The sequence below is a fragment of the Chryseobacterium balustinum genome (assembly GCF_900168205.1).
In the GTDB taxonomy this organism is placed as follows: domain Bacteria; phylum Bacteroidota; class Bacteroidia; order Flavobacteriales; family Weeksellaceae; genus Chryseobacterium; species Chryseobacterium balustinum.
Genome location: NZ_FUZE01000005.1, coordinates 14,025 through 27,750, shown reverse-complemented (window position 1 = coordinate 27,750; position 13,726 = coordinate 14,025). Strand labels below are relative to the sequence as shown.

General features: G+C 33.1%; 9 protein-coding genes. 4 read left to right on the top strand and 5 right to left on the bottom strand.

The window, feature by feature from the left end; translation table 11 throughout:
* Window positions 1-5: 5 nt before the first annotated feature.
* The gene (gene prmA, locus B5X64_RS08320) at window positions 6-833 is read right to left on the bottom strand and encodes a 50S ribosomal protein L11 methyltransferase (protein WP_066682339.1); all 828 of its coding nucleotides are present in this window, start codon (window positions 831-833) and stop codon (window positions 6-8) included.
* Window positions 834-1,042: 209 nt separating this feature from the next.
* On the opposite strand from prmA, the gene B5X64_RS08315 reads away from it, so the two are divergent.
* Window positions 1,043-1,789, top strand: coding sequence for a hypothetical protein (locus tag B5X64_RS08315; protein WP_066682338.1), 747 nt, complete (start codon window positions 1,043-1,045; stop codon window positions 1,787-1,789).
* A gap of 73 nt (window positions 1,790-1,862) precedes the next feature.
* Here B5X64_RS08315 and B5X64_RS08310 read toward each other — a convergent pair whose 3' ends face one another.
* The 3 genes from B5X64_RS08310 to B5X64_RS08300 form a co-directional block, all read right to left on the bottom strand.
* Complete coding sequence (locus B5X64_RS08310) at window positions 1,863-2,576, bottom strand: 3-ketoacyl-ACP reductase (RefSeq protein WP_079464788.1); 714 nt, start codon at window positions 2,574-2,576, stop codon at window positions 1,863-1,865.
* A 778-nt stretch (window positions 2,577-3,354) separates the two neighbouring features.
* The gene (locus tag B5X64_RS08305; RefSeq protein WP_079464787.1) at window positions 3,355-4,101 is read right to left on the bottom strand and encodes a glycerophosphodiester phosphodiesterase family protein; all 747 of its coding nucleotides are present in this window, start codon (window positions 4,099-4,101) and stop codon (window positions 3,355-3,357) included.
* 69 nt (window positions 4,102-4,170) lie between these two features.
* A complete protein-coding gene (locus B5X64_RS08300) occupies window positions 4,171-7,275 on the bottom strand; it encodes a TonB-dependent receptor (RefSeq protein WP_079464786.1) in 3,105 nt (1,034 codons plus the stop codon).
* A gap of 240 nt (window positions 7,276-7,515) precedes the next feature.
* Here B5X64_RS08300 and ligA point away from each other — a divergent pair, with 240 nt between their 5' ends.
* Both ligA and B5X64_RS08290 read left to right on the top strand, forming a co-directional pair.
* A complete protein-coding gene (ligA, locus tag B5X64_RS08295) occupies window positions 7,516-9,522 on the top strand; it encodes an NAD-dependent DNA ligase LigA (protein WP_079464785.1) in 2,007 nt (668 codons plus the stop codon).
* Between the two features lie 91 nt (window positions 9,523-9,613).
* Entirely contained in the window at window positions 9,614-12,076 is a 2,463-nt protein-coding gene (locus B5X64_RS08290) for a DUF7619 domain-containing protein (RefSeq protein ID WP_079464784.1), read from the top strand.
* A 61-nt stretch (window positions 12,077-12,137) separates the two neighbouring features.
* Here the strand turns inward: B5X64_RS08290 and B5X64_RS08285 are convergent, their stop codons facing one another.
* Window positions 12,138-12,788 carry a DUF1349 domain-containing protein gene (locus tag B5X64_RS08285; protein WP_079464783.1) on the bottom strand — a complete coding sequence of 217 codons (651 nt, stop codon included), beginning with the start codon at window positions 12,786-12,788 and terminating at the stop codon, window positions 12,138-12,140.
* 163 nt (window positions 12,789-12,951) lie between these two features.
* Between B5X64_RS08285 and B5X64_RS08280 the strand changes: the two genes are divergently transcribed.
* Window positions 12,952-13,713 carry a response regulator transcription factor gene (locus tag B5X64_RS08280; RefSeq protein WP_079464782.1) on the top strand — a complete coding sequence of 254 codons (762 nt, stop codon included), beginning with the start codon at window positions 12,952-12,954 and terminating at the stop codon, window positions 13,711-13,713.
* Window positions 13,714-13,726 lie beyond the last annotated feature (13 nt).

Sequence of the window (13,726 nt, the reverse complement as noted above, 5' to 3'; positions counted from 1 at the left end):
ACAATTTACTTTTCAAGCAATAAGCTTACCCATTCTTCACGCTGCAATTTCTTTTTAAGTTCTAAATTGTTTTCTTTACAAACCTCCAAAATATCATCAACATCGAAGAAACACAAACCTGAAAGCAATAATTTACCACCTTCATTTAAAACAGAAACATATGTTGGAATATCTGAAATCAAAATATTTCTGTTGATATTCGCTAAAATGATATCATAATTTTCTTTTCCCAAATTGTCTGCAGTTCCCAATTCAATATCCAATTCTACACTATTTCTTGCAGCATTTTCTTTAGAATTTTCAACTGACCATTCGTCAATATCAATGGCTTTTGTATCTCCGGCTCCGATTTGTTTTGCATAAATTGCTAACACAGAAGTTCCGCATCCCATATCCAAGACTTTCTTGTCTTTAAAATCGATATCCATCATTTGTTGAATCATCAAATGCGTTGTTGGATGATGACCTGTTCCGAAAGACATTTTAGGCTGAATGACAATTTCGTGCATTCCCGGAACTGATTCATGAAATTCTGCTCTAATCAATACTTTATCATCGATATTGATCGGTTCAAAATTCTTTTCCCACTCTTCATTCCAGTTAATATTGGGCATTTCGGTGAAAGTATATTCTATTTTCACTTCTTCATTTTGAAAAAGTGGCAATGCTTTCAATTCTTCTTCTTTGAAAGACTCTTTCTGAATATATCCTAAAATACCATGAATTTCTTCTGTGAAACTGTCGAAACCTATCTCGATAAGTTCTGCCATTAATATTTCGTTCCAAGGCTGAAGTGGAGAAATCTTGAAATCGAATTCTAAATAATTTTGCATGTGAATAATTTGTTGCAAAAATAAAACTACTTTTTTGAATTCTGAGAATAAGTTTTACTGTGCTTCAATTCTAGCTTATCAAAAACTTAAATTTTACAAGTAAGTAATTAAACGGAGTGTTTAAATTGAGTATTTATACATAAAAAAAGCAAGCCATATATCTTTTACTTTGTCATATCAATAAAAACTTTTAATCAAAAACTATTATTATGGCCAAAATTACAGAAGCCTTAATTGGGCAAGACAAATCTGAGGAACTAAAAAATGAATGTGCAGCACATTTGGATACTCTTTTCGGTTTGGGAAAATCAAAATCTGAATACTATGCTGAAAAGATACAAACGAGTTTGCTGGGAGCAGGGCAAGGTACTGATAGAACATTTCCTATTACAACGATTCAATCGTTTATTTATGATACAAGAGCATATACTTCAGATAACGCAAGTAATATTACTGAAGTAGTAAATGGTGCTATTGATGGTTTTGTAGATGGAGATAATAAAGGAGCCTCGCAAAAACTAGTTTCAGGATTTGTGAACACTCTTTTCGGAGCTTCAAGCGGTTCTGAATCTGAGGTAATAAGATATTTTGCAGTTTTAGAGGGTGTATCGATGGTACGTCTTGATTTTGCAGGGTGGGCAAAAGTTGTAAAATCTCAAGCTTTAAAAAGTAAGTGTGACAAGGTATCGGCTTTTGTTTTATACAGGTCAATTGTTGACATGAAGAAAGTATCATTAAACGATTTTACAGCAATTTATCAACATACTGTAAAAGCTGAACATCCTGAATATAATACGAAACAGATTTTACAAGAATGTCACGAATTATACCAGGCATTTAACCCTTCGGGTAATAGTAGTCGCAAATTACAAGCTAATAGAACAATGCATGCTTTTAAGCCCACAAAAGGCCACGACTCATTAGATGTTTTCAAACAAGATATTAAATCATTATAATAAAATAAAAAAAATAGGTTATCCACAATTTGGGTAACCTATTTTTATAACTATACTAAAAGTTTAAAGCTCTTTACGGATTTGTAGAGAAAATAGAACCGTTTGCAATCAAAGCACGTCTGTTCATTTTCAAAATATCTCTTACCCATTCTGCGAAATCTTCAGGTTGAAGAACTTTATCAGGGTTTCCGTCTGTTAAGCCTCCTTGGATAGACATGTCTGAAGCAATAGTACTCGGCGTTAAAGTAATTACACGAATATTTTGCTTTCTCCATTCTGCCATCATTGATTGAGATAAAGAAACGACAGCTGCTTTTGAAGCTGCATAAGCCGACATATTGGGTCCGCCTTTCAAACCTGCTGTAGAAGCTACATTCACAATATCACCTTCACCTTTTTCTTTTAGATATGGATACACTGCTTTCGCCGCATAATAAACTCCGAAAAGATTGGTTTTGATCACCTGCTCCCAAGTTTCTGAAGGCATTTCTTCAATAGAACCAAAATCTCCGATCCCAGCATTGTTGATCAGAATATCTACTCCACCCAATTGTTCTACGATCGATTCTATTCCTGCTTTTACATGAATTTCATTATCGATACTAAAAACTGCGTACGCTGCATTTACACCCAATTTCTGGATCTCGTCAACAGTCATTTTAAGATTTTCTTCGTTTCTTCCTGTTATCCCTACATTTACTCCTTCACTCGCAAGAATTAAAGCGATCGCTTTTCCGAGACCTCTTCCACCACCTGTAATAATGGCATTTTTTCCCTTTAGATTCATTGTTTAAATTTTTATGATGCAAATTTACGAAACCATTTTTTTAAACAAGTGTTTATGATTTTGATTTAATAAAAATTAATCATCAGGAAATTCTATATCAAAACAAAACCAACTTACGAATAAGCTGGTTTTTGAAAGTAATATATAAAAAGTAAAAAATGATGTAATAGATCAATATATAGGCTTCCACCTTAATATTGTATTTTTCGAGATCTAATTTATTTTCCAAGCCGCCATCCCTATATTTTGACCGTTCAGGATCTGAAAGTATTTTTCCTGGAAATATTTTTCTTTAGAATTCCATTTAAAAATAAAGTTTGCAAATTTGAGATCGATGTTTCCATTGTATTCCGTTTCGTTCCATTTTCTGCCGTCGATTCAATATTTTATTTTAGCTGTTTCGCTTTCTATAAAGAATTAAGTTTCTTTACGTCTACATTTTTTGTTTGTGCAAAATTAGAAAGCTATGACGAACATAGCTTTAATAGGGCTTTAACATATTTTGAACAAATTCTAAACGACATATTAATTCATAATTAACAACAATGCGCAAGCTTTTAGTTAGCAGTATATTAAAAGAATGAATTATGTTTAATATAAAAAGTGAGTTATTTTAGCATAACTTAATTGTTTTTTCCGAAGAAAATAAAAACCACAATTATATTCATTTTTTATTTACAAAGTAAGGTGTCGCTCCTACCGAACAATAATGAGCTTATTTAAACAAAAAATCTGCCTCAAATGAGACAGATTGATAATTATAAATGATGCAATAAATTTATTTGTCTTTCAACTGATCCGGAATATTGGTAGTAACAAATTTTACTCCTTGTTTTTTCAGTTCATTGTAAATTTCAATTTCATTTACCGTCCAGGAATTGGTGATTAATCCTAAAGCATTGGCTTCAGAAATCCATGTCGGGTTTTTCTGAAATACTGAATAATGGTAATCTAATCCGTCTAAACCTTCTTCCTTAATTTGCTGTGGAGAAAGTTCACCTCTTAAATAATGAACTTTAAAATCGGGTGCTATTTTTTTAATTTGCTTACAGATATTTAAGCTGAATGAAATATATTCACATTGAGACTCAAGCTTCATCTCTTTGATCATCTTATTGGTTTTTTCAACCATTTCGTTTTCCAAAGCTTCTGTCTTTGCCGGTTTTATTTCTACAATAAGTTTTAAAGCCTTGTCTTTTTTACCAGACTTCAGATAATCTTTTAAAGTCGGATATTTTTCACCATTTGAAAGTTTCAGTTTTGCCAATTCTTTAAAATCGGTTTCAGAAATTTCCATTTTGCCATGATGCTCATCGTGATTGATGACTAAGACACCGTCTTTAGACATTCTTACATCAAACTCAGATCCGTAGATCTTTAGTTTTTGGGCATTTTGTAATGCTGTAATAGAATTTTCTGTTGTTGGAGGTTGCGTCTGAAAATAACCTCTGTGCGCAATAATTTGGGTTTGTGCATTCATAAGAGCTGTTGTTAAAACTGCAAACCCTAAGATAAACTTTTTCATAATATCGATTGATCATTAAAATCTAAAAGTCTTTTTCAGATTTTCTAGATAAAATTAGTACTTATTTTTTTAGAATGAATATTTTGCTCCGATCTGAATCTGATAAGGATTCCCGGATAAAGGTGCTAAACCGCTGGTATTTTTAGCATATTCAAATTGTTTTGTAGCCGGATCAAACTTGTTTATTCTGTATAAAGACATATTTCCGTAAGATTTGTTTACTCCCCATTCTCTGTTAAGTAAATTGGCCAGGTTGAAAATATCTACAGAAAGTTCAAAAGCTCCAATTTTGTCAAACTTAATTTTTTTCGCAACACGTACATCCCAAACTCCATAGAATCCGTTCTTTCCTCCGTTTCTTTCTGCAATTTTGTTGTTGTAATCTGTGATATAATTTTTTAAAGCTTTTCCAACTTCAGGATCATCAATCAGAGATTGTGTCAGTTGAGGGAAAATGTAGGCTAAATCGTTGGTATCCACAAAATCTCCATTAATATTTCCTCCGGAAGTTACCGAGAAACGCGTTCCGCCAATTCCTGAATATCTAATTCCTAATGTAAATCCTGCAATTGTTGGCGAGTTTCCGTATAAAACAACTTTGTTTCTGAACTGGTTATCAGAATATGTCATTCTCAGATTTCTAGGATCACTTTCTACCAATGTAGATAATGTTGCAGAATTCGCTACGTTTCCGTTGTATGAAGTATTATCTTTAATATCAGACCATGTATAACTTGCGGTAATTTCTCCGTCTTTCCAGTAACGGTAACTTGTATCAACTACAAAAGAGAATTGGTTCACTTTTCCGTCACTTACAAGCTCTAAAACTCTTCCAAAATTTTTGTTGATCGTTCCTTCTTTCCAATTCATTACACCATTACTTGCATTGATCGTACTAGCCGGAACAAAAACACCTCTTCCACCTTCGGCATCTAATGTGAAAAAAGGATCTTTTCTCATATTTCTGTCATAATAGAAGTAATTATTTCGTCCTAAAGCCATATAACCTGCAACTCCTGCTCTGAATCTTTCGTTGAAGAAATGCGTATACGAGATATTTGCTTTGTAAACAATCGGGATTTTTGCATCTTCTCCTGTATAATTAATGGTCGGAAGCTGATATTGAGATAACGTAGGAACAGTATTGTAATCATTTCTATAACTGTTGAAATCCGGAGTAAGACCAATTTGTGAAGGATTAACGTCAACCGTTGCCAAATGTTTCCCATCAAAAACCAAATTATTGATGACCATATAATTATTAATATCAGACGAGAAAATTCCTGCTCCGAATTTCAAGAAATCTTTATTTCCTTCATTCACATTCCATTCAAACTGGAATCTTGGCTGAATGACAAACGATTTGATTTGATTATCTGTTCGGATTCCCATTTCATCAAATAATTTCTGATTAAACTGAGCTTTTGGATAACCACCGTAATCAAGCCTTAAACCAGCCATAAAATCTAATCCTTTTGCAACTTTCGTCTGAATCTGACCGTAAACACCGGCATTCCAGATACTCGACTTCACAGAAGGATCTTCTACCAAAGGAACTTCTCTGTAGAATCTGTTAGAGATAAGATTATTAAAATTAAATAGATTATCACCTCCGTTCACAGTAGGGTTTTCTCTGAAATGAAATCTTCCGTTAACCTCACTTCCGTACACAGATCTCGCTTTTGTGTACATGAAATCTACCCCAAAAGTATATTTAATCTTATCGGTATTGTAATACAAGTTATCTACAATCTGGATGACATTGTTCTTGAAGCTTTCCTGTGCAAAACGGTGACCTCCAATCTGTATGTTTGTTGCCTTGTTTCCATCGATGTTCGTAATTACATTTTCTACAATCGCTCTCGGAACAGCATGTCCCAATTGGTCATTTTGATAACTGTCCTGGAAAGTGTATAAATGCTGAACTTTCAATTCGTTCGTTATATTAGGCTTTAAGTTTGACCTTAAAGTTAACAACAAACTGTTATCCATGTTTTTATCGGTTCCGTAAGACTCAAATGCATTGATTGCTGTATTGTCTCCTAATCCGTTTTTGTTTAAATCGTAAGTGAAATTATTTCTTAATGTCAATAAGTTCTTCTCATTGATCTGCCAATCTAAACGTAAAAATCCGGCATCAGAATTTCTTACTTTATCAAAACTTCCGAATTGTGGAGAATTTCCAACGCCGTATTTTGCTCTTGCAATATCAAGGAATTTATTAAGTGTCGCTGTTGTAGTATTTAACCTCAACTCATCTTCACGCGATTTGATATCTGCAATCTGTAATGGTCTCGAATCTAACTGATGATCCCAAGCTGCGAAAAAATGTAATTTATTTTTAATAATTGGCCCACCCAATGAAAACCCAAACTGAGAAGTAGAAAAATCAACATCTCTCTTATTTCCACGAATATCATACGGACTCGAAAGCCAGTTGGTTCTCAAATATTCCCAGGCACTTCCTGAAAACTTATTCGTACCCGATTTTGTAACCGCGCTTACCGTTCCACCCCCACTTCTGCCTAAAGTCACATCATACTGATTGGTTGTAATTTTAAATTCTCTTACCGCTTCAATCGAAATTGAAAATGGCGCACCGCTTCGGCTTGTTGTAGATCCTGCAGAAGTTGGGTTTTTCGCCGTCATTCCGTCAATAGTAAAGTTAGTGGAAGAACCCAGCTGACCAGATAAGTTTCCGTTTTTACCGCTTAAAGGAGATAAATCTGTAAGACTAGTGAAATTTCTTCCGTTTACCGGTAAAATTCCTATATTCTTTGCTGAAATTGCTGTTGCTGCTCCTAAATTCCCTATTTTATTTTTAAGATTCCCATTGACTATTACTTCTTCAATCATTTTTTCGCCTTCATCCAAATCAAGATTCACAGTCACCTGATCACCAAAATTCACATTGTAGCCTTCCTTCTTTTCCTCATTTACGATTACCGTATAAGGTCCTCCTAAAGGTATTTCTTTAAAAATATATTCCCCTTTAGAATTAGTTTCTGTTACTGTACGAAAACCGGTAGACTCATTCACAATGGTAACTTTCACCTTTTCCTGAATATTTTTGCCGGTAATTTTCCCTACAATAGAAGCTTGTGTAGTTTGTGCATAGGCAATAGTTCCTACACCCAAAAACAGAAGTCCCAATAAAATCTTTGCTTTTTTCATATAATAGATTAATTGGGGACAAAGGTATAGTGAGTTTGTGAGCCACCTGTTTAAGGGTATTTTAACATTTTTTTAATTAAATTGAAATATTATGTTAAATAAATGTAAACGATTACATTATTTAATAGACTATCAATTCGTTAGAATACATTACAAAGTTTTAATTTTCTCAGAATAATTAATAGTGGTATTTTTTTAAATTATTATTTACATTATTTTTGTTGAAAAGATAGAAAACCCATGTCCGAAAACATTCAGCATAAAATAGAACAACTCCGTAAAGAACTCAACCAGCATAATGAAAACTATTATCTGATGGATGAGCCCAGCATTTCTGATTTTGAGTTTGATTTATTACTAAAAGAGCTTCAGGATCTGGAAGCGCAATATCCGGAATTTCATGATGACAACTCACCTACCATTCGTGTTGGAGGTGGTGTTACAAAAAACTTCCAAACGATTCAGCATCAGTTTAGAATGTATTCTTTAGATAATTCTTACGACTTTGATGATTTGGCAGACTGGGAAAAACGAATCATAAAAACCATCGACGAACCTGTAGAATTTGTTGCCGAGCTCAAATATGACGGTGCCTCCATTTCTATTCTTTACGAAAATGGAAAACTGACACAAGCGGTAACTCGTGGTGACGGTTTTCAGGGAGATGAAATTACAGCGAATGTGCGTACAATTTCAGATATTCCGTTGAAACTAAACGGAGATTTCCCTGAAAGATTTTTTATGCGTGGCGAAATCTATTTAACCCGAAAAAATTTCGACAAAATAAATAAACTGCGTGAAGAAGAAGGTTTAGATCCATTTATGAATCCAAGAAATACCGCAAGTGGAAGTCTGAAAATGCAGGATAGCGGTGAGGTAAGAAAACGCAGACTTTCATCGGTGCTTTATCAATTTGTTTCTCAGGAAGTTCCAGCGGAAAGTCATTGGGAGTTACTTCATAAAGCTCAAGATTGGGGCTTTACGATTTCAGAACAGGTTAAACTTTGTAAAAATCTGGATGAGATTAAAGAATTCATTAATTTCTGGGACACTGAAAGACATAATCTTCCCTTTGAAATCGATGGAATTGTACTGAAAGTCAACTCAATAAAACAACAAAAACAACTCGGTTATACTGCAAAATCTCCACGTTGGGCAATGGCTTATAAATTTAAAGCTGAAAAAGTAGAGACCGAATTGCAAAGTGTTTCTTACCAAGTGGGACGAACCGGAGCCATCACTCCCGTTGCCAATCTGAAACCTGTTTTATTAGCAGGAACGATAGTAAAAAGAGCTTCTCTGCATAATGAAGACATCATCAAAAAACTGGATCTTCACGAAAAAGATTTTGTATACGTTGAAAAAGGAGGTGAAATTATTCCGAAAATCGTCGGCGTTAATACAGAAAAAAGAACTTCTGAAAGTAAAGAAATTGAATACATCAAAAATTGTCCGGAATGTGGAACTGAGCTTGTAAAAGTGGAAGATCAGGCGATTCATTTTTGCCCAAATGATTTACATTGTCCGCCGCAGGTTGTGGGAAGAATGATTCATTATGTTTCGAGAAAGGCGTTGAATATTGATAATTTGGGAAGTGAAACGATCGAACAGCTTTACAAAGAAAAACTGGTTGAAAATCCTGCTGATTTTTATGCTTTAACAAAAGAGCAACTTCTTCCATTGGAAAGAATGGCTGAAAAATCGGCACAAAATATCATCACCGGAATTGAAAAGTCAAAAGAAATTGCTTTTGAAAAAGTTTTATATGGAATAGGGATTAAGCATGTCGGAGAAACTGTTGCCAAAAAATTGGTAAAAAACTTCAACACGATCGATGATTTAAAAAATGCAACTGCTGAAGAATTGTGTCAGGTAGAAGATATCGGGATGAAGATCGCTGTGAGCATTGTTGATTTCTTTCAAAATTCTGAAAACATTTTAATGCTTGAAAGATTAAGATCTTACGGAGTTCAATTAGAAAAAGGAGAAAACACCAATGAAGTTTTATCGAATGCATTGGAAGGAAAAACCTTCTTATTCACCGGAAAGCTCTCTCTATTTACCCGAGAATCCGCGGAAGAAATGGTAGAAAAGCACAATGGAAAAAATATCTCTGCAGTTTCTAAAAACCTCAACTATCTTGTTGTTGGAGAAAAGGCAGGAAGCAAACTGAAGAAAGCCCAAGACATCGGAACGATTACGATTCTTGATGAGCAGCAGTTTTTGGACCTTATTGAGAAACATTAGATTTCAAAAATAACATTTAACACTGTAAGCCATTGGAATTTATTTTCAATGGCTTACTTTTGCGCTTTGACAAAAAAACAACTAATAATTTATGAAAAAAATCTACCTAATCATTTTCTTGATCATGTGCACTGTATTTAATGCACAAATTGTGAATATTCCTGATGCAAATTTTAAAGCTAAACTTCTAGCGGCAGATGTAACAAACAGTATTGCCAGTACAAGTTCTGGTAGTTTTAACATCAAAATTGACACTAATAACAATGGAGAAATTGAAGTCTCCGAAGCACAACAAGTTGGTATTTTAAGGTTGTACGGAGGAGGAATATCAGATTTTACAGGCATAGCTTCTTTTTCAAATTTAGGAAGCTTGAATATATCTGGCAATAATATGACATCTATAAATTTAAGTTCCAATTTGAATCTGGGAGAATTAAGCGTTGATGGAAATAGTCAGTTAAGTTCTATAAATGTTACCAATTGTAATCAATTGCATAGAGTCTATATCAATGTTGCAGCCATAACAACATTGAATTTACAAGATAAACCTCTTTTAAAAAATGTTTACATTCAGAATACTCCTCTTACATCTCTAAATATTGCCAATTCTCCAATGATTAAAGAGATGGGTATCACGAACACCCAGCTTACAACATTAGATGCTTCTAACCTTCCAAATGTTGAAAATTTTTCTGTACAGAACAATCCATTACTTTCTAATATGGATTTTACAAATTCTAATATGGAAATTATACAGATTAGAAACAACAATTTATCAAATATAAATATTCAAAATCAATCTAATCTTCGTGTTTTAGATTTTGGTCTTAATGATGTAACAAGTTTAACCGCGACAGGATGCCCACAGTTGGTAACACTTATTTGTGACAATAACTTACTAACAAGTTTGAATCTTTCAAATTATCCGCTTCTATATAGATTGGAGTGTTTCAATAATAATATCAGCACATTAGACCTTTCCCAAAATCCCTTGTTCGAAAATTTGAAGTCGAATGGAAATGGTATGAATTTTCTTAATATAAAAAATGGTAAAGTACAGCAGGCTAATATGAGTTTTATTCACAATAATCCGAATTTAGTGGTTTGCTGTGATACTGATGAGCTAGCAATATTTCAAAACTTAGTTAGCAGTAGCTCAACTCTTTATTCAAATTATCAAATTACGTCTTATTGCAGTTTTACACCAGGTGGAATTTTTTATACAGTAAAAGGAAACACAAAATTTGACAGCAACAATAATGGTTGTGATGCAAACGACTTAAATAAATCTTACCAAAAATTCAACATTACCAGTGGAAGCAATTCTGGAAGTGTTATTGCTAATATTTCAGGAAATTATTCAATTCCGGTAAGTACGGGTTCTCATACCATCACTCCTATTCTGGAAAATCCTTCTTACTTTAATATCTCTCCAACGAGCTTTACTGCAAATTTCCCTGCACAAACAAGCCCTTTAACCCAAAATTTCTGTTTGACAGCAAACGGAACGCATAATGATCTTGAAGTCGTAATCCTGCCAATAACAGCTGCTTCGCCAGGTTTTGATGCGAAGTACAAAATTGTCTATAAGAATAAAGGAACGACAACGCAATCTGGAACTTTAGTATTTAACTATAATGATAATCTGATGAATTTTGTGAACGCTACACTCGTTCCAAATTCACAGACTGCTGGAGTTATAAACTGGAATTTCACCAATCTTCTTCCATTTGAAACTAAAGAAATAATATTAACTTTTAATTTAAATACTCCTACACAAACTCCTGCGTTAAATGGAGGAGATATTCTTCATTATATTGCACAAATCAACGGAGCGACTGATGAAACTCTTGCAGATAATATATTTACATTAAATCAAACCGTGGTAAATTCTTTCGATCCAAATGACAAAACATGTTTGGAGGGAACGGCAATTACTCAAGCAAAAGTTGGAGATTACGTACATTATTTAATTCGTTTTGAAAATACAGGAACTGCAAATGCTCAAAACATTGTTGTAAAAGATGAAATTGATATTTCAAAATACGATGTATCTAGTTTGGTTGCCCTTAATGCAAGTCACAATTTTGTAACAAGAATTACAGGAAATGTTGTAGAATTTATTTTTGAAAACATTCAACTTCCTTTTGATAATGCTACAAATGACGGGTACGTTTCATTTAAAATCAAAACAAAATCCAATTTAGCATTAGGCGACAGTTTCAGCAATTCAGCAAAAATTTATTTTGATTACAATCACCCGATTATTACCAATACTTACACCACTACGGTTCAAAGCGTATTAGGTACTTCGGAAATAAGCAATGATAAAGTTGAACTTACTATTTATCCGAATCCAGTAAAAGACGTTTTAAACATTCAATCAAAAAATCAAATTGTAAAAGCTGAAATCTACGATGTAAACGGAAGAATTTTGGTTTCTACTTCTTTAAAAGGTAATTCTATAAATGTTTCTGAGCTTTCGAAAGGTAATTACATGATTAAATTATTCTCAAAAGATAAGGCAACAGTGCATAAGTTTATTAAGAATTAACTGTAGTTCTTTATTTCAATAAAAACTCCAAAGGCAAAAGCTTTTGGAGTTTTTATTTTTTTTATTGATTCTTTTTCAGCCATTCTAAACGACGCTGATCCGGAAGGTGTTTTACAGAAAAATTTTCAAAAGTAGCTTTGAATCCATTTCCATCCGGACTTGCCGCCATAAAACCAACTTTCACAGGCGTATTATCTTGTAAATAAGCATTTCTCATCATCACATATTCTTTATCATCAAACGAATAAAAAATTTCTACCGCATCTAATCTTCTCACTGCTTTTATCCAAACAAAAGGTGGAGTTTTTTCTAAAACAATAACGCTCCAATCGCTCATTTTATGGGTAACAACGGTACTTAAATTAAATTTACCGTCAACAAATTCTACCCCTGCTTTAATGTAATTCTGCTCATCGATTCTTAACATTAAACCCATTTGATCAAAACGTGTTTTATAATTTCCGGTAATTTTCACTTTCGTCTCAAATTCACCACCGTATGTTGAATAATAAAATGGTGCATCATCAACCGTAAAACCGTAATGTGAAATTCTCCAGTAATCGCTTTGAGGAGTAACATTCATTGTCAGTTTTTTATCTTTGATTTCCCATCGCGAAGGTTCGTTGAACCAGGTCATTTTTTCAAGTGATTGTGCTTTTAAACCTTGGAAAAAAGTAAAAACCAATCCCGAAACTATTAAAATTTTCTTCATTTTATATTCTAATCTTTTATTTATATTTAATAATCAGTATTCATACAATTCATTATTCTATAGCGTGATTTCCCCGATAATTCATTGTATTTTTACACTAAATAACAGAGCAAAATTAAAATCTCAAAATTTTAATACCAATACTGATTAATAACCATTTTTGATGAAGAATATTCAATCTGACTTAAATGAACATCTTCTCCGCCAGAATTTCACATCTACAGAAGAAAAAGAAAAATTACAGTTGGAAAACTGTCAGAAAAAGGCAAAAAATTTCGTCGAGCTCGAAAATGGAATTGCCATTTTAAGTGATTTAAAAAACAATAAAAGCTATATCTATGCGGGAAAACTTGCAGATGAGCTCAATATTTTTAAAGATAAAAATGTACAGGAAATTGAAAGTATCTGGGAAAAAGAACTTTTTGATCAGCTAAATTCTGAAGATGTTTTGCAAAAGCATATTTTAGAACTGCAGTTTTTTCAGTTTATTAAAAACATTCCTTTTGAGCAACGCAAAGATTATTGTGTAATCAGCAGATTAAGAATTTCTGAAAAGCAAAATCAGAAATCATTAATTCATAAAATGTTTTATTTTTCTAATTCTGAAAATTGCAATACCGAACTGTCGCTTTGTCTTTATAATTTTGACTTTTTTCAATCGGATTCATATACCGGAATGATTATCAATACGGCAACCGGAAACATTAATTATCAAGCTGAAGCTGAAAATTCTACATTTCTTTCTATCCGTGAAAAGGAAATTTTAAAAATGACACAGCAAGGCAAAAAAAGCAAAGAAATTGCGGAAATTTTGTTCATTAGTATTAATACGGTAAATCGTCATCGACAAAATATTATTGAAAAAATGCGGGTTTCAAATACCACAGAAGCCTGCACAATGGCATCAAAATTAAAATGGATTTAAAATATATAATTTA